General features: G+C 71.6%; 16 protein-coding genes. 5 read left to right on the top strand and 11 right to left on the bottom strand.

The genetic code is table 11. From position 1 onward, the window contains the following. Nucleotides 1–10: 10 nt before the first annotated feature. On the top strand, nt 11–1,408 hold the full coding sequence (locus KZ829_RS07090) for a DUF1349 domain-containing protein (RefSeq protein WP_220143039.1): 1,398 nt from the start codon (nt 11–13) through the stop codon (nt 1,406–1,408). On the opposite strand, the gene KZ829_RS07085 is transcribed toward KZ829_RS07090, so the two are convergent. The 4 genes from KZ829_RS07085 to KZ829_RS07070 form a co-directional block, all read right to left on the bottom strand. Then, nucleotides 1,405–2,241, bottom strand: a complete 837-nt coding sequence (locus KZ829_RS07085; protein ID WP_246635216.1) for a polysaccharide deacetylase family protein — start codon at nt 2,239–2,241, stop codon at nt 1,405–1,407. The genes KZ829_RS07090 and KZ829_RS07085 overlap by 4 nt on opposite strands. A gap of 22 nt (nt 2,242–2,263) precedes the next feature. After that, nucleotides 2,264–3,877: a methyl-accepting chemotaxis protein gene (locus tag KZ829_RS07080; RefSeq protein ID WP_220143038.1), complete on the bottom strand. Its 1,614-nt coding sequence runs from the start codon at nt 3,875–3,877 to the stop codon at nt 2,264–2,266. Nucleotides 3,878–4,027: 150 nt separating this feature from the next. Continuing rightward, nucleotides 4,028–5,050, bottom strand: coding sequence for a glycoside hydrolase family 11 protein (locus KZ829_RS07075; RefSeq protein WP_220143037.1), 1,023 nt, complete (start codon nt 5,048–5,050; stop codon nt 4,028–4,030). Nucleotides 5,051–5,402: 352 nt separating this feature from the next. Beyond that, nucleotides 5,403–6,353: a PaaX family transcriptional regulator gene (locus KZ829_RS07070; RefSeq protein WP_220143036.1), complete on the bottom strand. Its 951-nt coding sequence runs from the start codon at nt 6,351–6,353 to the stop codon at nt 5,403–5,405. Nucleotides 6,354–6,617: 264 nt separating this feature from the next. Between KZ829_RS07070 and KZ829_RS07065 the strand changes: the two genes are divergently transcribed. Together KZ829_RS07065 and KZ829_RS07060 are read left to right on the top strand one after the other, a co-directional pair. Further along, on the top strand, nt 6,618–7,928 hold the full coding sequence (locus KZ829_RS07065) for an extracellular catalytic domain type 1 short-chain-length polyhydroxyalkanoate depolymerase (protein WP_220143035.1): 1,311 nt from the start codon (nt 6,618–6,620) through the stop codon (nt 7,926–7,928). A 224-nt stretch (nt 7,929–8,152) separates the two neighbouring features. Beyond that, nucleotides 8,153–9,301 (top strand): endo-1,4-beta-xylanase, encoded by a 1,149-nt coding sequence (locus KZ829_RS07060; protein ID WP_308285368.1) that lies wholly within the window; start codon nt 8,153–8,155, stop codon nt 9,299–9,301. 97 nt (nt 9,302–9,398) lie between these two features. Here the strand turns inward: KZ829_RS07060 and KZ829_RS07055 are convergent, their stop codons facing one another. Together KZ829_RS07055 and KZ829_RS07050 are read right to left on the bottom strand one after the other, a co-directional pair. Further along, entirely contained in the window at nt 9,399–10,220 is an 822-nt protein-coding gene (locus tag KZ829_RS07055) for an SAM-dependent methyltransferase (protein WP_220143034.1), read from the bottom strand. Nucleotides 10,221–10,498: 278 nt separating this feature from the next. After that, entirely contained in the window at nt 10,499–13,240 is a 2,742-nt protein-coding gene (locus KZ829_RS07050; protein WP_220143033.1) for a helix-turn-helix transcriptional regulator, read from the bottom strand. A gap of 182 nt (nt 13,241–13,422) precedes the next feature. Here KZ829_RS07050 and KZ829_RS07045 point away from each other — a divergent pair, with 182 nt between their 5' ends. Both KZ829_RS07045 and KZ829_RS07040 read left to right on the top strand, forming a co-directional pair. Further along, complete coding sequence (locus KZ829_RS07045) at nt 13,423–14,043, top strand: sigma-70 family RNA polymerase sigma factor (RefSeq protein ID WP_220143032.1); 621 nt, start codon at nt 13,423–13,425, stop codon at nt 14,041–14,043. Nucleotides 14,044–14,119: 76 nt separating this feature from the next. Next, nucleotides 14,120–14,860 (top strand): SDR family oxidoreductase, encoded by a 741-nt coding sequence (locus KZ829_RS07040; RefSeq protein WP_220143031.1) that lies wholly within the window; start codon nt 14,120–14,122, stop codon nt 14,858–14,860. Nucleotides 14,861–14,915: 55 nt separating this feature from the next. Here the strand turns inward: KZ829_RS07040 and KZ829_RS07035 are convergent, their stop codons facing one another. From KZ829_RS07035 to KZ829_RS07015, 5 genes are read right to left on the bottom strand one after another with little or no spacing between them, the layout of a single operon-like run. Then, nucleotides 14,916–16,082, bottom strand: coding sequence for a hypothetical protein (locus KZ829_RS07035; protein WP_220143030.1), 1,167 nt, complete (start codon nt 16,080–16,082; stop codon nt 14,916–14,918). After that, on the bottom strand, nt 16,079–16,963 hold the full coding sequence (locus KZ829_RS07030) for a hypothetical protein (RefSeq protein WP_220143029.1): 885 nt from the start codon (nt 16,961–16,963) through the stop codon (nt 16,079–16,081). The genes KZ829_RS07035 and KZ829_RS07030 overlap by 4 nt, the downstream gene beginning before the upstream one ends. Further along, on the bottom strand, nt 16,963–18,888 hold the full coding sequence (locus KZ829_RS07025) for a GTPase domain-containing protein (RefSeq protein ID WP_220143028.1): 1,926 nt from the start codon (nt 18,886–18,888) through the stop codon (nt 16,963–16,965). The genes KZ829_RS07030 and KZ829_RS07025 overlap by 1 nt, the downstream gene beginning before the upstream one ends. Continuing rightward, on the bottom strand, nt 18,888–21,131 hold the full coding sequence (locus KZ829_RS07020) for a hypothetical protein (protein WP_220143027.1): 2,244 nt from the start codon (nt 21,129–21,131) through the stop codon (nt 18,888–18,890). The genes KZ829_RS07025 and KZ829_RS07020 overlap by 1 nt, the downstream gene beginning before the upstream one ends. Further along, nucleotides 21,128–24,292, bottom strand: coding sequence for a tubulin-like doman-containing protein (locus KZ829_RS07015; RefSeq protein WP_220143026.1), 3,165 nt, complete (start codon nt 24,290–24,292; stop codon nt 21,128–21,130). Before KZ829_RS07015 ends, KZ829_RS07020 begins: the two co-directional genes overlap by 4 nt. Nucleotides 24,293–24,296: the final 4 nt, after the last annotated feature.

Here is a 24,296-nt window from a genome sequence, read left to right as displayed (position 1 = left end):
AAATCCGGGCATGTTCAGCGCAGACTTCCTCCGCCCGGGCCGGATCGTGGCCCTCGCCGCCGCGGCCGTGTCCGTCGTGGCGCTCGGCGTCCTGTCCGCCTCCGCCATCGACACCTCCTGCGACCCCGGCCCGTGTCCGCCGACCCCGGTGACCGGCGACGGTGACGTGGTCAGCGACCGGTTCTGGTTCCTGCACCGCGATCTCGGGCCGCAGGGCGCCGTCACGGTCCGGTTGACGTCGATGACCGGCACCATCACCTATCCCCCGCCGGACCATGACGAGATCGTCCCCGGCCTGGTCCCGTGGGCGAAGACCGGGATCATCGTCAAGGACGGGCTCCGGCCGGGCTCCCGGTACGCGGCGCTGATGATGACCGGCGAGCATGGGGCCCGGTTCCAGCACGGCTACCGCCACGACGTGGCCGGGCGGCCCGGCGGCGTGTCCGCCGGGAACCCGCGCTGGCTGCGGTTGACCCGGTCCGGCGACACGATCACCGGCGCCGAGTCGTCCGACGGGGTGCGATGGCAGGACGTCGGGTCGGCCGAGCTCGACGGGCTGCCGGACACCGTCCGGGTCGGGCTGTTCGCGGCCTCCCCGCACGGGCTCACCCTCCAGGAGGTCGCGCTCGGTGGGCGGATCGGGCAGGGCCGCTTCACGCAGGCGGTGGGCGTGTTCGACAACGTCACCGTGGAGGGCGGCGGCGGTGCCTGGACGAGCGAGCCGGTCGGCGAGATGAACGTGACCGACTGGGAGAAGCACCACAACCCGGCCGGGGCCGTGCAGGCGGACGGGGTGGTCACGATCAGCGGCACCGGCGACATCGGGCCGCTCGCCGAGGACCCGGACCCGGGTGCCGACGCGGCCCTCACCGGGCTGGCCGTCGCCCTGATCATCATCCTGGTGGTGGCCGCCCGCTACGGCCGGGCGGCGCCCTTCGAGCCGCGGCGGGCCGCCACGGCCGGCGCGGCGGCGCTGGTCACCGGGCTGCTGTCGGTCGGCACCGTCCTCGCGGTGACCGGTGGGCCGGCCGGTGTCCGGGTGGTCGCCGGGCTCGCCGTGGCCGTCGGCCTGTGCGCGGTGCTCGCCTACGGGCTCGGTTCCCTCCTCCGGTACGGCTGGGCGCTCGCGCTGCTGCTGGTGGTCGTGCCGTACACGGTCACCGCCGTACCGCTGCTGCCCGACCCGGTCGCCCAGTGGCTGCTGCGGGTCACCCCGGCCGCCGGGTTCGCCGTGAAGCAGACCGAGGTGGAGTATCCGCAGGTGCTGGCCCACTACGCGCCGTCGGCCGGGTACTTCCCGCTGCCGTGGTGGGCCGGGCTCGCGGTGCTCGCCGGTTGGGCCGGGCTGATCGCGGTCGCGGCCGGCAGGCGGGCCTCCGCGCACCGGCCGGTGACGCGAGCGGTCTAGGAGAGCAGCTCGGAGAGGGTGACCGGTTCCAGGCCGCGCCGCCGCAGGCCGGCCAGGACGGCGGGCAGGGCGTCGTCGGTGAAACGGGCGTTCGCCTCGGTGATGTGCATGATGACGATCGATCCCGGCTTCACCCGGGACAGCACGGCGTCGATGACCGGGGCCGCGCCGCGGGCGAACGGGTCGCCGCTGACCACGTCACCGTCGACCACGGTCACCCCGAGCGGGGCCAGCGCCCGCAGGGCCGCCCGGTCGTGGCAGAGCCCGGGGAACCGGAAGTAGCGGGTCTGGCGCCCGCCGTACGGATGAAGGGTCGTGAAGGTCTTGTCGACGTCGCCGGTCATCTCGCCGGGGGCGAGTCGCGGCAGGTTGTAGCAGTCGCCGGTGAACGCCGCGTGTTCGTAGCTGTGGTTGGCGATCTCGAAGCGCGGGTTCCCGGCGATCCGGCGGGTGACGTCGGGGTACTGCTCGGCCCACTGCCCGGTCACGAAGAAGGTGGCCGGGATCCGCCGCGTCTCCAGGATGGCCAGCAGGCGCAGGTTGGCGTAGGACGAGACGGCGCCGTTGCGCAGCCGGGTCTTCATGGCGTCGGTCATGTCGGCGTCGAAGGTGAGCGCGACCTTCCGCACGTCGCGGGACCCGTGCTGGACCACCGGCGGCAGCGATCCAGGAGCGTTCGCGCCCGGCGTGGTGGCCACGACGGTGGGCGCCGTGCTCACCGTGGCTTCGGGAACCGGCGAAGGGGTGGTGACGGCCGGGGCCGGTTCCCCGGCGCCGCAGGCCGTGAGCATCAGGGCCAGAGCGGCGGCGAGGAACCGGCCGTAGGTCGACATGCGGGACAGAATGTCACACGCCTCACAGGGTGAAGGTCGCCACCAGCTGCTGGAGCTCGGTGCTGGTGCGCTCCAGGCCCTGGGCGCTCGACCGGGCCCGGTTGGCCACCGTGGTGGTCGAGCCCACCGCGGTCGCCACCCCGGCGATGTTGGTGGCGATCGCCTCGCTGCTCTCGGCCACCTCCGCGACGTTGCGGCCCATCTCACTGGTGGTGGCGGTCTGCTCCTCCACGGCCGCGGCGATCAGGGTCTGGAAGTCGCAGATCCGGGCGACCACGCCGCCGATCTCGCTGATCGCGCCGACCGCGTTCGACGTGTCCTGCTGGATGGCCTTGACCAGCCGGGCGATGTCCTCGGTGGCCCGGGCGGTCTCCTGGGACAGCTCCTTGACCTCGCCGGCCACCACGGCGAAGCCCTTGCCGAGCTCGCCGGCCCGGGCGGCCTCGATGGTGGCGTTGAGCGCCAGCAGGTTCGTCTGCTCGGCGATCGAGGTGATCATGTTGACCACGTTGCTGATCTCGGCCGAGGAGTCGCCCAGCTTGCCGACCGTCTGGTTGGTCTGCTCGACCACGGTGACCGCCTCACCGGCCACCCGGGCCGCCTCACCGGCGCTGCGAGCGATGTCGTCGATCGCCTGGGCCATTTCCGAGCTTCCTGACTGGAGAGTGTTCGCGTTGCCGGAGACGCTGCCGGCCGCCGACGCCACCGCGGCCGCCTGCGTGTCCATGTCGGCGCTGGTCTCGGCGATCTGCGCCGACACCGCGGACAGCTCGTGGGACGCCGACGAGACGGTTCCGGCGTGCCCGGCGATCGTCGACACCGTCGCCCGCAGCGCGTCGGCGGTCTGGTCCAGGGCGGCGCCGAGACGGCCGAGCTCGTCGCGGCGGTTCAGGTCCACCCGTACCGTGAGGTCCCGGTCGGCGAGGCGCTTCAGCCCCTCGACCACGACGTTGAGAGGGCGGACCACCGACCGGGTGACCAGCCAGCCCATCATCACCGCGAGGACCACGGCGATGGCGAGCGCGCCGCCCAGCACCGTCGTCGCGGTGTTCCTGATCCGGTTGACGTCGGCGCGCACGTCCTCGACACGGGTGTTGACCGATTCGTCCAGCTCCGCGGTGATGTCCAGCACCTTGCCGTACGCCTCCGACGCCGCACCGCCGTTGACGCTGTCCATCACCTTGGCACGGGAGGCCTTGGTGTCCTCGGACAGCCACTTCATGATGGTCTCGTCCCAGACGAAGAAGTCGTCCCAGGCCGGCTTGAGCTGGTTGAACTGAGCCCGTTCGGCCTCGGTCATGCCGTCCGTGTGCGTGGCGGCGAGACCGGCGTAGAGGGCGTCCTTCGACTTCATCTCGCCCTGCCGGTTGTAACCGTCGGGGCCCAGGGCGTATTCGGCCCCGTAGGCCCCCGCGTCGGCGATCGCCAGCCCCTGCCATCCGGTGACGTCGGAGGCGGCGTACTTGGCGGCCTGGATGTCGTCGCGCACCTGCTCCAGGACGGCGAGTTCCCCCTCGGCGTCGGCCTGCTGGCGCAGGCCCCACCAGCCGGCGCCCGCCGACGTGACGATCAGCGCGGTGAGCAGCAGGTAGGACACGCCGAGACGCTTGCCGACACTGATATCCGCGATACGCATGTGCACTCTCCCCCGTCCGGCGCCGGCACACCCGGCTGTGCCCTTCTCATCGGGCGCGGCGCGGTGGGGATTGAGTGGAACTGGCTGAGCATCTGCTTAAACCCGACGGTGACGCGGCGGCCGGGTGGCCGCCGCGTCACGATCGCGGGATCAGCTCGTGGTACAGGTGACGGTGGGCCAGGTCCAGTTGCCGTTGGCCATGATGGTCACGCCGAAGTTGTTGCCGCTGCCGTTCGGCCGGGCCGTGACGGTGCTGCCGCTGCTGCTGACCGCGGCGTTCCAGCTGTTCTGCACGCTCTGGCCGCCGTTGAGGTTGAGGGTGACGTTCCAGCTGCTGGTGCCGCTGACCGCGACGTTGAGGTTGAACCGGTCACCGAACTGCTGGCCGGCCGACAGCGTGGCGGTGCAGTTGCCGCCGCCGCCCGGCGGCGGGCTGGTCGGGTTGGTCGGGTTCGTGCCGCCGCCTTCGCGGACCGTGATGTCCGAGCTGCCCTGGCTCTGGTAACCCTCGGTCGCCATGATCTGGTAGCTGTGGTTGGTGCCGAGGTTCAGGCCGGCCCGGGCCCACGCGTCGAAGTGGTTGGCGATCGTGATCGTGCCGGAACTGCGCTTCGACTGCCGCACGCTCCAGAACTGGTAGAACGTCTGGGTGCCGTCGATCGACGGCGCATTGACCCGCTGGCTGCGCAGGATGTCGTAGGTGCCGCCGTCGGTGGTGACGGTACCCATCCGGGTGGCGCCGCTGCTCGGGTTGTAGCTGCCGAAGTTCTCGACGATGTAGTACTCGATCAGCGGGCTGCGCGTCCATCCGTACAGGGCCAGGTAGGTGTTGTTGTTACCCGGGTTGTAGCTGCCCGAGTAGGTGATCGTCCGGCGGGTGCCCGTGGCCCAGCCCTTGCCACCGACCCAGTTGTTGGTGCCGCGGTCCCAGCTGCTGGAGTACCGGCCGTCGGCACGCAACGTCATGCTCGCGTTGCCGCTGTCCTTCCAGAACGAGAAGTAGTAGCCGTTGTGGGTTCCGGTGGTGTTCGAGCTGACCGTCCGGTCAGCCTCGGCGTGCGCGACGCCGGCGAGCGTGATCCCGGAGACGGCGATCACCACGGCGCAGGCAGCGCCGACGAGCAGGCGGAGGCCGCGTCTGCGGCGCTTGGGGTGGGCGAGATCTGCGGTCATGTGTGTTTCCTCCTGAGGAGGGGCTGCCGGGGAACAGCCCCCACGGGCACGACAAACCACATTGGGGAAGATGCCGGTGACGAGGAAGCGCATCACCGGGGCCGGTGTCGTCCCTCGTGGCGGATGGGACGGTCATCGAGGGTCGTCGTTGCGACGATGGTGGCCCGCCTCGGCCCGCATGTCAACAACTTCCGGTAACTTTACGGAAATACCGAATCGATCTCCGATGAGGCCTCGGAGACATAAGGCCAGCTACCAGGCGATATTCCAGCCAGCTCGGGGCAGGAGGGCATCACCACACCAGTGCCGAAGCGCCGTTAGCGCGGAGCACTCCGAAACTTCCGAAGCCTGGTCAGGAGAACCCGGCGGCCAGGTCGGCGACGGCGTGTGCCCGGATCCCCGGCACGGCGCCGCCGAAGTGCCGGCCCGCCACCTCCCGGACGTGGTCCTCGGCAGCCCCGGCCATTCCGTCGTAGACGGTGGTGAACAGCTCGCGCGCGGGTTCGCGCAGCCATCCCGGCGGCAGCAGGCGGTCCGGCAGGCCGGGGTCGAGGACCGGAAGCCTGCGGTAGGTGTTCATGACCTCGGTACGGGCACGGACCGCCTCGGCCCCGGAGATCTCACCGGCCCGGGTCCGCGGCGGCGTGGCGCTCCACCGCTCGATGAAGGACTCGTACTGCCGCGCGATCCCGCCGGTGTCCCACGCGTCGATCGGATTGCGGCGGATCGCCGCGTCGAGTTCGACGTGCCGGGCCCGGAAGACGGTCAGGGTGCCCAACGTGAGCTCGGCGAGCCGCGCCCTGGTCTTCTCGCCGAGGTCGTGCGGCGAGACCCAGAGGCCGTCGTACAGCGGCGCGTACCCCATCCACCGCAGCTGGCTGCGCAGTCCCCGCCGGAGGGTGCCCTCCTCCTGCGGCAGCGAGAAGGCGACCAGAGTCCACTGACCGTCCCACGGCTGGGCGAGGCCCTGCGACAGGATCGTGCTGCCGCCGACGGCCAGGAAGGCGGCGGCCGCGGCGGTCAGCCGGTACGAGCTGCGCCGGCCCTGCCGGTGGCCCTCGAGCACGCCGCGCCGGGCCAGCCGGCTGATCGCCGTCCGGGCGCCGGCCGGGCTGACTCCCGCCTCGGCGAGAAGCTCCACGATGGCCGCGGAGGGCAGCCAGGCCCGCGATCGCAGGGTGTAGTCCGCGAGCAGGGTCACCGCCAGGCCCTGTGGCGAGTTGCCGGCCTGCCGCCTGGGCAGCCGTACCGATTCGGCGACGTCCTGGGGAAAGATTTCGTCGATGTCGTACGGGCTTCCCACAGCGGCGGCTCCCCGAAGATCTCGGCCGGACATCGCTACGACTCTAGCGGTGCGCCCCGCCGCCAATCATCGATGCCCATTGATTGACAGTTAGTCATCCCGGGTGAAGACTAACTGTCACACATTGGGGGCGCCGCGCGACACAGGGGCATGTCACGCGCGGGCATCACGCCGTACCCATCTCTCTGCCGAAAGCCGTCCGCGCGCGTCGCCGCACGGACCGGCCGCCCCCGCCTGCGTGCGGGCGAACGAAGGAATCAGGCCATGAAGATCAGAAGAGGACTCCTGCTTGCCGCCGCGGTCTCACTGGCCGTCGCGGGCCTGGCCGTGCCCGCGGCCCGGCCCGCGTTCGCCGCCTCCCTGACCGAGGTCACCAGCTTCGGCGACAACCCCGGCGGCATGCGCATGCACGTCTACGCTCCCGACAACCGACCCGCCAACCCGGCCGTCGTGGTGGCCATGCACGGCTGCGGAGGCTCGGGGCCCGGCTTCTACTCCGGCAGCGAGTTCGCCGGGCAGGCCGACCGGTACGGATTCGTCGTCATCTACCCCTCCGCCACCCAGCAGGCCGGCTTCGGCAACTGCTTCGACACCTGGTCGGACGCCGCCAAGCGGCGCGGCGGCGGCAGCGATCCGGTGTCGATCATCTCCATGATCAGGTACGCCGAACGACAGTACGGCGGCGATCCGAACCGGGTCTACGCGACCGGAAGCTCGTCCGGCGGGATGATGACCAACCACATGCTCGCCCTGTATCCCGACGTGTTCAAGGCCGGCGCGGCGTTCATGGGCGTGCCGTTCAACTGTTTCGCCAACGCCGCCGACTATCCGCCCGGCGCCAGCAGGTGCACCGGAGGCAGCATGGACCGGACCCCGCAGCAATGGGGCGACGCGGTTCGGCAGGCGTATCCGGGCTACACCGGGACGCGCCCGCGAGTCCAGCTGTGGCACGGCGCCAGCGACACCCTCGTGCCGTACTCGCTGCTGCAGGAGACCATCGAGCAGTGGACCAACGTGTTCGGGCTGAGCCAGACACCCACGTCGTCGGACACACCGCAGCCGAGCTGGAATCGCCGCCGGTACGGCGATCAGGTCGAGGCGTACAGCATCCAGGGCGCCGGGCACAGTCTGCCGAGCGGCGGCATGGCGGCCGCCGCCGTCGCCTTCTTCGGGCTCAACAGCACCGGGAACCCGTCCACGCCTCCGTCGTCGAGCCCGCCGCCGTCCAACCCGCCCTCGTCGAGCCCGCCGGCGCCCTCGGGCCCGTGCCGGGTGACCGCCACGGTGAACGCGTGGAACTCCGGCCTGACCACGAGCCTCACCGTCGCCAACACCGGAACCACCGCCGTCAACGGCTGGTCGCTGGCGTTCACGCTGCCGGGCGGGCAGACCATCACCTCCGGCTGGAACGCCACCTACTCCCCGTCGTCCGGCCAGGTGACCGCGAGGAACGCGAGCTACAACCCGGCGATCCCGCCGAACGGCACGGTGACCATCGGCTTCCAGGCCACCCACACCGGCAACACCGGCAAGCCGACCGGCTTCACCCTCAACGGCAACACGTGCGCCTCGTGACATGAGCGGGCGAGGCGGTGCGGGACCCGCACCGCCTCACCGCCGCGTGTGGACGGCGATGATCCCGGACCGATCGGAACAGCGGTCGGGCGCGGCGGCGCCTCTTGACCGCCTACCGGGCTGCGCATAGATTCCAGTCGTTACTTCCGTAAGAATCCCGGAAGTTTCGGAGCCTTCGTCTCAGGCTTCGCCCTGGTCCCAGTCCTCCTCCACAAGGAGTTCCCGTGCGTCGTCCTTGGCTTCCCCTCGCTGTCGCCAGCGCCGCGGCGTTGCTGGGCGGACAACTCATGTTCGCCGGATCCGCCAGCGCCGGCCCTGAACCGGTGGCCGCGACGCCATCGCCGGGCCCGTCCTACCCGGCCGATTCGTTGCGTGCGCTCGCCGCGCCGATCGGCCTGCGCATCGGCACGGCCGTGAACTCGGACCTGCTGGGCACCGACGAGAAGTACACCCGGATCGCCGCGGAGCAGTTCTCCAGCGTCACCGCGGAGAACGTGATGAAGTGGTCGGAAGTCGAGGCCGTCCGGGGCACGTACACCTGGGAGAAGGCAGACCAGCTCGTCGCCTTCGCGAAGAAGAACCGGCAACTGGTACGCGGCCACACGCTTGTCTGGCACAACCAGCTACCCGCATGGCTGTCATCCGACGGATACACCACCACCCTCTCGAACGAGGAGGTGAAAGCGGTCCTGAAGAAGCACATTCTGGCCCAGGTTCGCCATTTCAAGGGCGACATCTGGCAGTGGGACGTCATCAACGAGGCCTTCGACGACAACGGCCAGCCGCGGCAGACCATCTGGTACAAAGCCTGGGGCGGCACCGGCTACATCGCCGACGCGTTCCGCTGGGCGCACGAGGCCGACCCCAGGGCCCTGCTCTTCTACAACGACTACAACCTGGAGTTCACCGGCCCCAAGAGCAACGCGGTGTACGAGCTGGTGAAGTCGCTGAAGGCACAGCGCGTGCCGATCCACGGCGTCGGGTTCCAGGGCCACCTGTCCACCCAGTACGGCTACCCGGACCTGCTGAACAACCTCGAGCGTTTCGCCGCACTGGGTCAGAAGGTCGCCCTGACCGAGGTGGACGTCCGCACCTTCACGAAGCCGGACGCCGTCAACGTGCCGGTGAACGACCTGGCCCCGTACGCCCAGGAAAGCTACTGGTCCCGGACGCTCAAGGCATGCCTGGCCGTACGCGCCTGCATCTCGTTCACACCGTGGGGCATCGACGACGCCCACTCATGGGTGCCCGGCTGGTTCTCCGACCCGCAGGAGGGCGCCGCCCTGATCTACGACGAGCAACTGAACCCGAAGGGGCAGTATCACGTGCTCCAGCAGGATCTGGCGCTCGCCTCGGGCGCCCCGCGCCGCTGAGGCCGGCGATCGGGCCTGCGCTCACCCTCGATGCGCGGGCCCGATCACGCCCGATCCTCGTGTGGCACTCGGTCACCGCGGCAACTCGGTGGTGCGCTCAGGGCTTGCGCCCCACCGCGACGAACTCCGATACGACCTCGGTGATTCCGGGGTGTTGCGGGTCCGGCCGCCATGCGGTGCAGGTGACGACGCCGGGGTCCAGCAGATCCAGTCCGGCGAAGAACCCGCGGATCTCCTCGATGCCGCGGGTTCTGATCGGAGCGGCCCCGCTCTCGTTCCACTGCCGCATCGACTCCTCGACGGCCGGCCCGTTGACCACCGTGGTCGGATGGGAGATCAGCAGGTAGCTGCCGGAGGGCACGGCGTCGACGAACTGGGTGACCACCGCGTGGGCCTCGGCGTCGTCGATCACGAAGTTGATGATGCCGGACAGCACGACGGCGGTCGGCCGCGTGAGGTCCAGCGTGCCGGCGGCGGCTTTCAAGATGGCCCGCGGATCACGGACGTCGGCCTCGATATAGTCCGTGGCCCCCTGAGGACTGCTGGTCAGCAACGCTCGGGCGTGGGTCAGCACCAGCGGGTCGTTGTCGACATACACGATGCGTGCCTCGGGAGCGACCGACTGGGCCACCTCGTGAGTGTTGTCGGCCGTCGGCAGCCCCGTGCCGACGTCCAAGAACTGACGGATCTGTCCCTCGCCGGCCAGAAACCGCACGGCCCTGCCGAGGAACTGCCGGTTCGCCCGCGCCGACAGCACGAGTTCGGGCATCAACCTGACGGCGTAGTCGGCTGCCTCACGATCCACCGCGAAGTTGTCCTTACCACCGAGCAGGTAGTTCCAGACCCGTGCCGAGTGCGGCACGTTCGTGTTCAGCTGCGGAGGACCATCGGGTCCTGAGGTGGCCGCGTTCTCCGTCATTGCGCATTCCTTCCGTGTCCGGCGCAAACATCGATGGGTGTCCGGAACCTTACGACCAACCATCCGGATCGCTCGGAGCGGGTGCCACCGGAGCAAACCTGCTTTCCCACCGCCGCCGGGACACGTGGAAACTGTCAACCCGTTCCGGCGGCCGACGCTCCCGATCGCCCCGGCCCTCGACGGTTCCGGACCGGTGACTTCCTCAAGTTCGCCCTGAACCTCTGACCTCGCCACGGGACCGCGATATGTGACTGGAGAGGCCGGCGTGCCGATGCCGCTCAGAACCGGCTTTGCGGGACCCGGCCGAGCTGGCCGCGCGAGGTGATCTCCAGCTTGGCGAAGACCTTGCCCAGGTGGTACTGCACTGTCCGGGGGCTGATGAACAGCTGGGCGCCGATCTCCGGATTGGACAGACCGTCGCGGGCCAGCCGGGCGATCTGTCCCTCCTGAGGGGTGAGCATGATCTGCGTCTCCACGGTGCGCCGGCGCGCGGTCGCGCCCGCGGCCAGCAACTCCCGACGGGCGCGGTCGGCGAACGCCGCCGCCCCGGCCCGGCTGAACATCTCGTACGCGGCTTCCAGGTGCTCACGAGCGTCCGTCCGCCGGTTCTCCCGGCGCAGCCATTCGCCGTACACCAGGTGCGCGCGGGCAAGATGGACGGCGACCCGGGTACGCCCCAGCCGTTCGATCGCCTCGCGATAGCGGGACTCGGCGGCCTCGCCGGCGTGCAGCAGGGCGGCCGCCCAGGCCTGGACGCCGAGCGCCCAGTCGGTGCCGGAGGCGTTCGTCCGTTCCTCGATCCGCCGGAAGGCGGCGACGGCCTCCTCGTGAGCGCCGCTCCGGACGGCCGCCTCGATCAACTCGACGAGGGCGAACCCGCAGATTCCCAGGTCGTCGTACTCACAGGCCGATCGAGCGAAGGTCAGAGCGAGGTCGTATTGGCCGAGGCCGTTGTACAGCACCGCGGTGGCGTAGCCGTAACCGCCGATTCCTCTTCCTTCGCCACGTCCGACAACGTTCTGCAGGCCCCAATCCGCGAACGGCCGCGCCGTGGATTCCACACCACGCCAGACGGAGAGCACCAGAGCGGCGAACTTGGCAGGAGCATTCCCGGTCGCCTCGGTGATCGCATCGGCCTCCTCGGTCAGCGATGCGGCCGCCGCGAACTCGCCGGCGTGCACGTGGACGAACGCCCGGTGACCCAGCGCCAGCGGCAGGGCGACGAGCGCGCCGGCGTCGCGAGCGCGCCGGACAGCCTGGGTCGCCAGCTCATGCCATGTCTCGTCGTCCCACAGGTCGCCGGCGACCAGCCACGGCAGGGAGACCCATCGCATCAGTGCGTTCTCGTCGCCGCGATCGCGTCCGAATGCGGTCAGGGCGTCCCGTAGTGGCGCCACGCCGGCCACGTAGCCCTGGGTGAACCGGGTCGCGAGACCGTCGAGGAGCTGGTCGATCGGTCGTGGCGACCGTCCGGCCGGAGGGGCGTCCCGGACGGCCGTGGCCACTTCACCCGGGCCGCCTTCGTTGAGGCGGCCGGCGAAGATCGCGGCTTCCATGGCTTCCAGGTACGCCTCGCGCCCCGCCTCGCTGTCGAGCGGCGCGAGGCGGCGTGCGGCGGCGAGCAGTAACGGTGGAGCGTCGCTGCCGCGGCGGAGGGCGTAGACGATCTGTGCGCGCATGTGGGTGAGCTGTGCGTTCTGCCGATCGTCCAACGGGCACAGCCGCGCCAGCGCCAGGAGCTTGTGCGCTTCTTCCGGCGCCCCCGAGTCGAAGGTCGCCTTCGCGGCGGTGAGGGCGCGGCGGCCACGTTCAGCCGGGTCCGGGGTCAGTTCGGTGGACCGCTGCAGGAACGCGGCCGCCGCGGCGACGCCGCCGCGATGAGCCGCCCGCCCCGCCGAGAGCTCCAATTCCAGGGCGATGTCCTCGTCCGGCATGGTCGTCGCGTGCGCGCGGTGCCATGCGCGGCGGTCGGGGTCGACGTACGGATCGGTGGCGTCGGCGAGGGCCTGATGCGCGCGTTCCCGTTCGGGCAGGGTCGCGGTCCGATAGATCGCGGAGCGCACCAGCGGGTGACGGAACCGCACCCGGCCACGGAGATCGATCAATCCCTCCGCCTGCGCCGGCGCCGCGGAGCCGGCGTCGAGTCCGAGCCGGCCGGCCGCCCGCCAGAGCAGGGACACGTCGCCCACCGGTTCGGCCGCCGCCACCAGCAGAAGCCGTCGAGTCGCCGCCGGGAGCACGTCGAGTCGCCGCAGGAAGCTCTGCTCGATCCGGTTCGCCATCGGCGTCGTGTCGAGCAGCCCGAAACCGCCGGCCAGCTCGGTCGGCGGCAGCCCGCGCGGCAGCTCGAGCAGGGCGAGCGGGTTGCCGCGTGCCTCGGCGACGATCCGGTCCCGGACGAGCTCGTCGACGCGCCCGGGTAGCGCCGAGTCGAGCAGCGCCCGGGCGTCGCTGTCACCCAGCCCGCCGAGCGCGAGTTCGGGGAGTCCGGCCAGTTCGCGGAGGTTGCTCGGCTCGCGAACCGCGAACACCAGACCGACTGATTCGGCGAGCAGGCGGCGCGCGACGAAGGCGAGCGTCAGCACCGACGCCTTGTCCAGCCATTGGGCATCGTCGATCACCCAGAGCAGTGGCCGCTCCTCGGCCGCCGCGGAGAGCAGGCCGAGGACGCCGAGGCTCACGACGAAGCGATCCGGAGCCGGGGCCGTGCTCAGGCCGAACGCCGCCATGAGCGCGTCACGCTGCGGGTCGGGCAACCGGTCACGCAGATCGAGCAGCCGGGCACCCAGTTGGTGCAGGCCCGCGTAGGCGAGTTCCGTCTCGTACTCGTGGCCCGACGCCCGGGCGACGCGGCAGCCGGACGCGTTCCGGGCCAGGTAGTCCAGCAACACCGATTTGCCGACGCCCGCCTCGCCGCGAATGACCAGCACCCGGCTCTGACCTGACCGGACGGCCGACAGCAGCTGATCCAGTGTGTCGCGCTCGCTGTGCCGATCGTGCATCTCGGGGCTCGTCGACATCGTCCGGAACGCTATATCGCCTTAGTTGATCATGTCAATTGGCTGGTCGCCGCCACTGGCGACCCAGGCTGGCCAGTTGGCGGACTCGACAACCAGCATCCCCTGCCAGCCTCGACCCAGGTCACAGAAGTCGGGTCGGCGCCTGCGGGCAAGCCGGCCGAAAGCGATCGGACGGAATGGCATTGACGATTGACGGCCCGTCAACGGTCCGAGCGACAGCGGAATTCGAGAGTGCCCGTTCCCGGCTGCTCGGCGTCGCCCATCAGGTGGTGGGTCGCGCGGCCGACGCCGAGGACGTCGTCCAGGACGTGTGGGTCCGCTGGCAGACCGCGGACCACGCGACGGTCCGGTCTCCCATCGCGTTCCTGGTCACCGTCACGAGGCGGCTGGCGCTCAACGCGGCGGCCTCGGCCTACGCTCGTCGCGAGGTGTCCGCCGGCGAGTGGCTGTCGGACTTCGTGCTCGCGGTCGACGATCCGGCGCGTGACGCTGAGCGCGGCGACGTGCTGGAGGTCGCGGTCCAGTTCCTGATGGAACGGCTCGCTCCGGCCGAATGCGCCGTGTACCTGCTGCGTGAGGCGTTCGACTATCCATTTCGCGAGATCGCCGGGGCACTCGACATCAGCGAAGCCAACGCGCGGCAGTTGGCGACGCGAGCACGCCGGCATCTGCGGGAAGACCGCCGCGGTCCGGTCGATCAGACCGAGCGCGACGGGCTGCTCAGAGCCTTTGCCGATGCGGCGCGACGAGGCGAGACCGGGCGCCTGGTCGACCATCTGTCCCGCTGGCGCGGCCCGAGGTGACGCAACGTGTCACAGCTGGCGGGTCTGTCCGGTCAATGTGGTGACAAGGCAGTGAGAGCGAAGGGTTGTGGTTCGAATGAAGATCGCAGTGCTGGGCGGGACCGGCCTCATCGGCTCCCAGGTCGTCAGGCTGCTCACCGAGCACGGGCACGAGGCGGCGCCGCTGTCGCCGTCGAACGGTGTCGACCTGCTCAGCGGCGATGGGCTCGACGACGGTCTCAAGGGTGCCGACGTGGTGGTGAACCTGACCAACTCGCCCACCTTCGACGACAAGTCGCCGGACTTCTTTCGTACGACGATGGACAACATGGTGGCCGCCGCCCAGCGCCAGGGCGTCGGGCACGCGGTGATCCTGTCGATCGTCGGGGTCGACCAGGTGCCCGGCCTGGACTACTACCGGGCCAAGGTGCTGCAGGAGGACATCCTCAAGGCGGGACCGGTGCCGTGGTCGATCGTGCGGGCCACGCAGTTCTTCGAGTTCGTGCCCGCGGTGCTGTCGTGGACCTCCGACGAGAACACCGTGCGCCTGCCCGCGACGCCGGTGCAGCCGCTCGCCTCGGCCGACATCGCCGCCGAGGTGGCCAAGGTCAGCGTCGGAGCGCCGCTGAACGGCTACCGCAACGTCGCCGGCCCGGAGGTGTTCACGCTCGACGAGCTCGGCCGGATCGCCCTCGAGGCGAACGGGGACCAGCGCCCGGTCGTGGTGGACCCGGCGGCGGGCATGTTCGCCGCGGTGCCGGGCGACGCGCTGATCGCCAAGGGCGACGCCCACCTGGCCGCGATCACCTTCGGTGAGTGGCTCGCGGCGAAGAAGTAGGCGGTCGAGCGACGGTCCGCACCGGATGGTGCGGGCCGTTTGCCGTAGGGCGTGGTCACCGGCGGTGCGAGCCGGTCCTCGGTGGGGTGGCCGCCCCGGTCAGCAGGCCCAGTTCGGCGAAGGCGACCAGAAAACTCAGGGCGTCGGCGGCTGGCGGCAGCGTCCTGAGCCCCGGCGGCGCCGGCAGCCCGGCCCAGGCCAGGCACGGCACGGCGAACGAGACGACCAGATGGGCTCCGACCCCGGCGGCCAGCAGCGCCGGGAACCCCGGCCGGCGCCGCCGGACCATGGCGCAGAGGTGGACCACGTTCCACAGCAGCACCGCCACCAGCAGCACGACCAGGACACGGCCGAACGGTTCCAGCGGCAGCGGGCCGCCGGGGGCGAGCAGCCCCGGCCCGTACGCGGGAGGCGCCGGCTGCGCCACGCGCAGAAACGTCAGCAGCGCGGCCACACCGGCCACCAGCGCCGCCGGGACCACGGCGAGCAGCACCAGCAGCCGACGCCGCGCGGCCCGGCCGGCCGCCGGAGCACCCGACAGGTCGGCCAGCATCACCGCGAACAGGACCGCGCCGAGCAGGACCACCGTGACACGATCACGCAGGACCGCCAGAACAGTGACAGTCGGCAGCGTGACGGCCACCGCAAGTTCGGCGAGAGCGGGCCGGATCATGTCGGTGGCCAGCCCGGCCGCCAGCAGGAACGCCATCCCCAGCGTGATCGGCGGCAGCGGGGCGACACAGCCGCTGCCGCTCGCGCAGGCCGCCTCGCCGTGCCACAGCGGAACGGTCAACGCGGCCAGCACGACCAGCAGGGTGACCGCCATGGCCGCCGTGCTCGGCCGGTCTCCGCAGCGCGCACCGATCTCCGCGGCGACGAGGAAGGAGAGCATGCCGAGCCCGTAGATCAGCCATTCCCGGGTCGTGCCGCCGCGGGCGAACGTCCGCAGCACCAGCCCGGACGCGGCCAGCAGGGTGAAGATGGAGATCACCGCCCGCAGGCGGGCAGCCGGCACGGCATGCCGGTCCAGGGTCGCCATCGACATCAGGTATCCGCAGCCGCCCACGCCGAGAGCCACCAGCAGCACCCGCGGTACCGATGCGGCCCGCATGACCGCGCCCAGCACCAGGATGCTCACCGCCGGCAGCACCGCGGCGAGCAGGTCGCCCGGATCGGCGCGCGGGAACAGCGGCCACCGGTGTGGGGTGGCGGGGTTCGTCATCCGGCGCTCAGCACGGTGAGCAGGACCGCGACCGCGGCCCACCAGGCGGCGAGCATCAGCAGGCGCAGCGGGAACGCGGCCGGCGCCGGCCCCGGCCCGGTGACCTTGGCAGTGCCGACGTCACGGGTCCGCGAACTCGTGCCACCGCGACGCCCGGTGCGGGTCTCGACGAGATCCCCGGCGATCGCCAGGTCCCGGGCGGGCAGGTCGGTCGTGGCGCCCAGGTCGACCCAGTGGCGGGCCGTGCCGACGCTGGACCGGGCCGGTGGGCCGTTGACGAAGACCAGGGTGGGCAGCTCGGGGTCGGTGATCTCGGTCTCCCGGGTGGAGAACTCCATGTCGCCCAGGCAGGCGGCGACCGTCCACAGCAACGCCCGCGGATCGATGTCGCCTGCCCGTACCGCCCAGCCGTGCGGGCGGGCCCGGCTCAGCTCGGCAACCACCACGGTGGCCTCCCCCCGGTGCAGGCGGGCCTGCCGGTCGAGGTCTACGGCGGCGTCGCTGGCGTCGGCCCACGACCGCGGATAGCCGTCGGCCGGCTGGCCGAAACGCTGCGGAGCCCGGTCCGGGCGCAGGGCGACAGCCCGCCGCATGGTGATCACCGACGGCGGCCCGACCAGCACCTGGGTGCTGGACGCCCACCGGTTGTGGACGTCACGGACCGGGAACCGGTGCAGGAGCGCCGCCTGGTCACCGTACCGTAGATAGCAGGTGCTCGGCCCGGCGCCGCCGGACGGCACGGACACCCGCCGCTCCAGCCGCTCAGCCCAGATCTGCCGCTGGTCGGCGGGCAACGTGGACTCGACCACGCCCAGGCCGCTGCCGCCGTCCAGCAGTCGTGACGCCCACTCGAAGACCAGCAGATCGACGCGAGCCGGCATCAACCGTCCCCGTCTCTAGGGGCCGGCAGGGCGCCCAGCATCGCGAGCAGCGAGATGAGCGGCTCGGCGCAACGCTGCGGGCGGGCGCCGTGCGGGTAGCGGCCGCCCCGGTCACGGCCACCGGTCGCCGAGGCGAAATGCAGCGTGCACCGGCGGATCCGGTGCACCGGCGCCAACTGGGCGGTCCGGCCCCGCTGGTGCAGGTAGGCGTACACGTCGCGGCTCTCGGCCGGACCGTCGGCACGGCGGGCCCGGATCCAGCGGTCCACCGGCTCCTCGAACCGCAGCAGGTCCGATTTGGTGACCACCACGACCGACGGGATGTCCAGCAGCCCGTCGGGTCCCCGCCGGTGCGCGAGCCGGTCGATGACCGCCTCGAACGTGGTGTCCGGGTCGGACCGGACGGGGTCGGCCACGAAGATCAGCGCGTCGGCGGCGGCCAGGAACTGGGTGGCCCGGCTCTGCCGGCGGCCGGGTTGCAGCATCTCCCCGGCGATGTCGAAGAACATCATCGGGCGTTCCCGGGATCCGGTGCCGAGGATCAGCCCGTCGGCGAAGTCGACGGTGTCCACCGGCCGGGTGTGTTCCAGCACCTCGCCGTCGCGGTACAGCCGGTTCATCCGGGACTGGCGGAAGTCGTCGTGCCAGGCGATGTCGACAGCGCTGGTCATGATCCCGAAGTCGCCGAGCACACCGCTCTCGATCTCCTGCATGATCCCGGCCAGCAGATGGGTCTTGCCCGCCGCCGTGTCACCGATCAGGCCGATGTTGATCGGTGACCCGCTGCGCAGGTAGGCGGCCGGCAGATAGTGCGGGCCGATCTCGCCGGTCCGGTTCGGGCAGCGGCGGAACGCCTGCCGCAGCCGGTACTCCCGGCGGTGCTGCGGTCCCGCCGTACCCAGGTCGAGCGCCTTGTATCCCTTGTCGGTCCAGACGAACAGATCGGTCTCGGCCCAGGACACCGGGTCGAGGCAGAGATAGCAGTCCCGGGTGGCCGGGCCCGCGCTGCCGCGCCCGATGGACCAGAACCAGCGCCGGCGCCGTTGCGGTGGCCGCGCGGCGGGTGCGGCGGCGCCGGCCCGGCTCGCCCTGATCCGCTCGTACTGCTCCCGGCCGCTGTCCAGCGGCGAGGTCTCCACCACCGGCACCGGCCAGCTCAGCGTCCGCAGCAGCTCCGCGGCGGTGGGCCGTTGCGCGGCCCGGGGCGCCAGCGCGTCGCCGAGCAGCACCGCGTAGCGGGGGCCCAGCCGCTCCCGGTACGAGTCGCCGTCCAGCCCGAGCAGCACCCCCAGCAGCACGGCGGCGCTCCACACGTCGTCGCGCGGGTCGGCCCGGCCGATCCCGCGCACCTGCTCGGCCGACGCCCACGGCTCGCGGCCGAACCCGGTGCGGGTGTCACCGGCGAACGCGGCGACCGGCAGACCGGCGATCATCGCGCCCTCGCCGGTCCACCGCACCCGCGCATCGTTGATGCCCCGGTGCACGATCCCGGCGGCGGCCAGGTGCGCCAGAGCGGTGAGCAGGTCGCACAACGCCCGGTCGATGGCGTCGTTGCCGAGCCGGGCGGCCACCTGCCCGACCTCGGTGGCGGGCGGCGGCTGCCAGAGCACGTACGGTTCGTCGATGTCGGCCCGGTAGCCGAGCATCCGCGGCAGCACCGCCGGATAGCCGTTCTCGGGGTAGCGGCGGGCCAGCCGCAGACCGGCCGCGATCTCGGTGTCGAGGCGGTGCGGATTCGCCCGCGGGTCCAGTCTCCGCTGGATCACCGGCTGGTCGCTGCCGCGGACCAGCCACACCCGTTCGACGATGCCGGACCGCTGGGACGGGCGTGGCGCCGCCGACCGGTCCGGCCGGGCGGTCCACCGGACCTCGTCGCCTCCGGGGGTGAGGAAGTCCAACGTCTGGTCACGCCCCGTGTCGACCATCAGCTTCCCCCTTCGGACTGGACGTAGCGGACCCCGGACCGCAACGGCACCAGATGCACCAGCCCCGCGGCGGTGCCGGTGCCGGTCCACACCACATCCGCCAGGGTGGACGCCGGCACCGGCGGGTAGCCGCCCTGGTCGTCGTGGTCACGTTCGGTGAACGTGGAACGGGCGTGCCGCGGCGCGAACCGGATCGTCGCGGCCCGGTGCGGATCGCGGCTCAGCAGGCTGGTCTGCTGATCGCCGCAGAGCAACTGGACCGGCCGGCCGTCGGCGAACATGGCGTCGCGCAGTCCGTTGCCGTCCTGCCACCAGGTGAGCTGGTCGGCTTCCGGCCGGGCCGGCCAGCCGGGCGGCGGCTCCTGCACACCCCACCGGTGCAGATGCCGCTCGTACTCGGCGAGCAGCTCACCGGACCGGCGCTCGTTGCGTTCGGCCATCCCGGCCAGGTCACCGGCGGCGGCTTCCGGCCAGCGCGCCTGCATGCACATCCGTACCAGGGCGGTCAGGTCCTGCCGCACCGCGGCCACCGCACGCCCGCTGAGATGCGCGGCCATCTCGGCCGGCAGCTTCGCGGCGCCGTCGCGGAGCACCCCGGCGACCGCGTCGAGCGCCGCGGCGGTGGCCCGCAGCAGGTCGGAGGCGCGGCGACGGTCCTCGGTCACCGCCCACTCGGTGATGGTGTCGTGACAGACGCCGTCCAGGCCGTGCAGCGCGGGACGCAACATGCCGGGCACACCGACACGGGCATGCCAGCGGCGAGCCGTCAGCGCCCACCACACCATCGGCGTGAGCAAGGCCAGGACCAGACCAACCCCGATCAAGGGGTACGGCCAAAGCGTCCCCGAAAGCCGCAGCAACTCCCCCGCCACCAGTCCGGAGGTGGCGAGCAGCAGCACGGTCAGCACCCTGCCCAGATCCCGGCCCCACTCGGGCGGCGACACCCCGAGGTGCCGGCGTTTGGCCCGCAGCAGCCCGGCGCCCAGGGTCAGCAGCAGCACCGCGGCGATCCCGCCCACCCGGCCGGCGAGCAGCGGCGCCAGCAGGATCAGCAGCGGGACCAGCGCGCTACCGAACCCACCGGGCATCGGTGGCAGCGCGGTGATCGGTTCCACCGCCCGGTCCAGGTCGGGCCGGCGGGCGGCGCTGCCCATCGGCAGCATCCGCGCCGCCGCGGCCCGCAACGGCCGGACCGTCTGCTCCAGGCCGCGGCCGGACTCCAGCGAACGGTGCACGGCACGGCGTACGTCGTCGGTGGCCATCGCCGCGGTGATCGTGACCGCCGGCAACTCGATGCCCTCGCGCCGCAGTTCCGCCCGCCGCTGATCGTCGCCGCACTGGTCGAGGCGCTGGAACAGCTCGGCCAGCACGGCCCGGTAGTCGCCGAGATGCCCGGCGGCCGCCGCCGCGAGCCTCGACACCGGGACACCCGTGAACGGCGCCCACACCGCCCACGGGCGGACCGCCGCGGTGACGGTCTGCTCGACAGCCGCCACCGAGGACTCGGCGGCCTGCCGCGCGGCCCGCACCCGGCCACCGGGTTCGGCGTGCGACGACGGCACGTACCGGCGCTGCATGGTGCTCAGGTCTTCGATGAGGTCGTGATCGGAGGCCGGGGCGTCCGGCTGCGGGTCGTACGGGTCCACACCGGTGGCCACCGCGAGCATGGCCCGCCGTTGCACCGCCGCGAGCAGACCCGCGCCCATCCGGCCGGACCGCAACCGCACCGCCGGCGCGGCGACCCGCGTCTGCGTGGCCGCGGCCGTCGCCAGCACCTGCTGGAAGACCTCGCGGGCCCGGAGCGCCTCCAGCAGGTCGGTCAAGGGTGGCTCGGTGGCGGATCCGACCCGGACCAGTGATGCCGCGCCACCGTCGAGCCGCCACGGGATACCGTCCGGATCGCCCGCCCACAGCACCGTGACGAACTCGCCGTTGAGCACCGACGGCAACACGATCGTGGCGCCGCCGTCCGGTTCGGCCGTCCCGACCACGACGCAGACCATCTGCCGGACCGCCGGCGACGCGAGCACCGACGCCAGGGCACCGGTGTGCCCCGGCAGCGCGGCCGCGTCGTCGACGACCACCACACCGCTCACGTCGACGTGGTCGTCGAGCTGGTCGTGCGGCAGCAGGAACCCGGCCCGCTGCCGCACGTAGTCGCCGAAGTCGCGGCGGGACACCAGTTCGCCGTACTCCTGCCGCAGGTCGATGACCGGAACCGCTCCGGCGGGGCCGCGGCTCATGCCTCGTCGTGCCGGTTCTTGACGGTGATCTCCAGCGCGATCAGCGAGTTGCCGTTCGGCGCCTCGCGCAGGAAGGTCCGCTGCCGGGCCGCGGGCAACGTCCGGCTCCAGAACCCGATCAGTTGTTCGCAGCGCTGCCTCGCGCCGGCGGGCATCCGTTCGCGCATGTCGGTGAGCACCTTCACCTGCCGGTCGGCCATGCCGACCAGCTCCCAGTAGAGCGGGTGCGGGTCGTCGAGGATCCCGGTGAAGCCGTTCGGCATCGACTCCATCAGCTGGGCGCAGAAGTTGAGGCGGATCTCCCCGCCGTCGGCGAGCGTCCATGTCTCGTACTGCCGCAGCAGGCTTCCCCACGACGACGCCCGGCCGAACGCGCCCAGCTCCAGCACCATGGCCTCGGCGTCCGGCCGCCGGCTCAACGCGATCCGGATCCGCTCCGGCGAGTCACTGCCACCGATGCATTCGACCTGCCCGTTCCAGGCCGCGCAGAGCAACCGCACCAGGATCTCCTCCCGGTGTGCCTCGGTGGTGGCCAGCCAGTCCGCGCCGAAACCCAGCCGTTGCCGCCACGGCAGGAACGAGTCGGCCCTCGGCTCCCGCACCGCCCCGGCCCAGTCGAGCAGCACCTGCCGAAGCTCCGGCACTTCGGTGATCCCCATCGCGGTACGGGTGAGCACCACCGTGATCGACTCGGTCTGCACCGCCCGGAACTGGACCGGCTTGTCACCACGGCGGGTGACGATCCGCAGCTGGCCGCTGAGCCACTTCTCCACCAGGTCGTCGGCCTCCGCCGCCGGATAGACCACGAGCACCGACAGCCGTCCGGACCCCTCCGGCATGAACCCGCCCGGCAGCATCCCGGACAGGGTCCCGACGAACTGCTGCACGTCGCTGTCGGCCACCGGCACGTCCTGCGCCCGTTTGGCCGCGACCCGCAGCAGGTTGCTCATGTGCGGCAGCAGCGGCACCTCGTCCGGGTCGCCGCCCCGCAGGATCCCCGCGACCTCCTGTTTGAGCAGGCCGAGGATGTTGCGCAGGCCTTCGGTGCCGCCGGAGCGGCCGAGCACCGACGCCTCGGCGAGTGCGTTCGCCCAGCCGTCCGGGCCGAGCAGCGCGTTCAGGATCTCGCCCTCGGTGGCGTTCTCCCGCTTGCCGCGGCGGGCCAGCCGGCGCAGCATCTCGGCGTACGTCTGCTCCAGGTCCTGGCGCGGCGGCAGCAGATAGGTGACGCCGACCCGCGCCCGGTACAGCTCCTCGGCCCGCCGGTTGAACGCCTCCTCACAGCCGCGTTCGTACGCGGTCAGCTCCTCGATCAGCGACCGCAGATGCCCGGTGAACCGTGTCAGCCGCTGTTGCCACGTCTGCCGGTGGTCGTTCCAGCTGGCATGCCAGAACCGCCGGGCCCGGTACCGGAACCACTCGTCCTGCAGGGCGATGGTGTCGACCACCGGCTTCTCACTGACCGTCGCCTTGACCAGCCCACCCATCCGGTCCCGCAGTTCGATCAGCTGCGGCGGCCGCGGATCGCTCTCCCACGCCTTCACCGTCGCGGCCGGCGGCACCCGCCGGCCCTCCATCACCCCGCGAACGCCGAGCTGGTCGATGTTCTCGGCCAGCGCCGCCTCACCGAGCACGACCCGCCGTAGCCGGAACAGGTCGGCGTGACGCAGCACCGACCGCGCCCCGTCCGCCGGGTTGAAGTCCCGCACCAGCTCGGGCATGGTCCGCAGCAGCGTCTGATCCAGATTTTGCAGGCTGTCACCCATCCGGACGCCACGTTCCCGCAGCATCCCGCGGATCACGGCAGCGCCTTTGATGCCCTGCTCCGCGGCCGGATCGTCGAACGCGCCGGCGGCCCGCTGCCACACCGGCCCGACCGACGAGCCGTTGAAGAACTCCCGGATCAGGTCCCGGTTGGACTCCGAACGGCCGGGCGGCACCAACTGCAACTCGCGGACGCCACGGCCGAGCAGCCGCCCGGCGAACATGTCGGCCAGGTCGTCAAACGGCACCGTCAACGACCCCACCAGGCTGGTCGAGACGCCTCGGCACCCGATCCTGGTCGGCGACATGCTCTGCCGCTCGACCACGCCGTTGATGAAGCTGTCGGCGAACGACACCGGGCCGCCGGCGTCGCGGCCCCCGGCCGGCACGTCCAGCCCGACCAGCGACAGGATCAGCGCCACGATCGACCGGTGCAGGTCGTCGCGGGCGATCCCGACCGCTTTGCTGAACAGGAATGCGGTCTGCATCGCGCCGAGCCGCATCGGCACGTCGCCCTCACGCGGATAGCGGACGTGACGGCCCCTGACCGTCGGTGCGCCGCCGAGATCGCCGTGCGCCCGCTGATCCTGGTTCAGTTCGTCGACCAGGCGGAACATGTCGAGCAGCGCCCGCCCGGCGTTGAGTGACGCGTTGACGCCGCCGCCGCTGCCGGCTTCGAAGGCGGACGGCATCAGCACCAGGGGATAGATCTTGGCGTCGATCCCGGCCTGCCGGAACGCCGACTCGACGATGTGCAGGTAGTCGTAGAAGATGCCCGCGCCGGTGCCGCCGGCCACCGAGAACGCCACGAACACGTCGACGGTCTGCAGGCCCGGCTCCCGGGCCGGGTTGAGCAGCCGCAGCTCCGGCGCCGAGTTGGTGATCCGCCCGATGGCCCGGATGATCGGCTGGCGCAGCACGTCGACCGAATCGGAGACGGTGGCGTACAGGGCGGCCCGCCCGACGGTCGGCAGTTGCCCGGCGCCCAGCCGTAACGGCACCACCATCGGCTCGTGCTCGCCGGGTGGCAGCCAGTCGCGGACGAAGTCGGCCGCCTTCACCCGCAGGAACTTCGCCACCTCCGGATAGCTGCGGAACTGCGGAAGCAGGTCGTAGGCGTAGTAGGCCGTCCGGTCGGCGACCTCGGAGTGCGCCTCGTTGGGCACCGACCGCCGCCGCAGCTGGCCGAGTTCGTCCTCGCTCAGGTCGGCGTAGACGAATTGCAGGCACGACGGCAGTTCGAACGGGCGCAGCTCGGTCAGGCCGAACGCGGGACCGTGCAGTTTCAGCCCGTCCGGGCCGCACAGTTCCTCACGAAGGCGGCGTTCGAGTTCGGCGCCGATCCGGCAGCCGGTGCCGCCCAGCCCCACGAACATCACGGGGTGGTAGAGGTGCATACGC

The organism is Actinoplanes hulinensis (genome assembly GCF_019429605.1).
Classification (GTDB): domain Bacteria; phylum Actinomycetota; class Actinomycetes; order Mycobacteriales; family Micromonosporaceae; genus Actinoplanes; species Actinoplanes campanulatus.
The sequence above is the reverse complement of the archived record's forward strand: the minus strand, read 5'-3'. Positions and strand labels throughout refer to the sequence as shown.

What these genes read in the sequence shown, in the direction of transcription:
- KZ829_RS07085 (WP_246635216.1), bottom strand. Translation starts at nt 2,241, where the DNA reads ATGTCGACCTACGGCCGGTTCCTCGCCGCCGCTCTGGCCCTGATGCTC.
- KZ829_RS07080 (WP_220143038.1), bottom strand. Translation starts at nt 3,877, where the DNA reads ATGCGTATCGCGGATATCAGTGTCGGCAAGCGTCTCGGCGTGTCCTAC.
- KZ829_RS07090 (WP_220143039.1), top strand. Translation starts at nt 11, where the DNA reads ATGTTCAGCGCAGACTTCCTCCGCCCGGGCCGGATCGTGGCCCTCGCC.
- KZ829_RS07065 (WP_220143035.1), top strand. Translation starts at nt 6,618, where the DNA reads ATGAAGATCAGAAGAGGACTCCTGCTTGCCGCCGCGGTCTCACTGGCC.
- KZ829_RS07020 (WP_220143027.1), bottom strand. Translation starts at nt 21,131, where the DNA reads ATGAGCCGCGGCCCCGCCGGAGCGGTTCCGGTCATCGACCTGCGGCAG.
- KZ829_RS07030 (WP_220143029.1), bottom strand. Translation starts at nt 16,963, where the DNA reads ATGCCGGCTCGCGTCGATCTGCTGGTCTTCGAGTGGGCGTCACGACTG.
- KZ829_RS07015 (WP_220143026.1), bottom strand. Translation starts at nt 24,292, where the DNA reads ATGCACCTCTACCACCCCGTGATGTTCGTGGGGCTGGGCGGCACCGGC.
- KZ829_RS07035 (WP_220143030.1), bottom strand. Translation starts at nt 16,082, where the DNA reads ATGACGAACCCCGCCACCCCACACCGGTGGCCGCTGTTCCCGCGCGCC.
- KZ829_RS07075 (WP_220143037.1), bottom strand. Translation starts at nt 5,050, where the DNA reads ATGACCGCAGATCTCGCCCACCCCAAGCGCCGCAGACGCGGCCTCCGC.
- KZ829_RS07055 (WP_220143034.1), bottom strand. Translation starts at nt 10,220, where the DNA reads ATGACGGAGAACGCGGCCACCTCAGGACCCGATGGTCCTCCGCAGCTG.
- KZ829_RS07050 (WP_220143033.1), bottom strand. Translation starts at nt 13,240, where the DNA reads ATGTCGACGAGCCCCGAGATGCACGATCGGCACAGCGAGCGCGACACA.
- KZ829_RS07025 (WP_220143028.1), bottom strand. Translation starts at nt 18,888, where the DNA reads ATGGTCGACACGGGGCGTGACCAGACGTTGGACTTCCTCACCCCCGGA.
- KZ829_RS07040 (WP_220143031.1), top strand. Translation starts at nt 14,120, where the DNA reads ATGAAGATCGCAGTGCTGGGCGGGACCGGCCTCATCGGCTCCCAGGTC.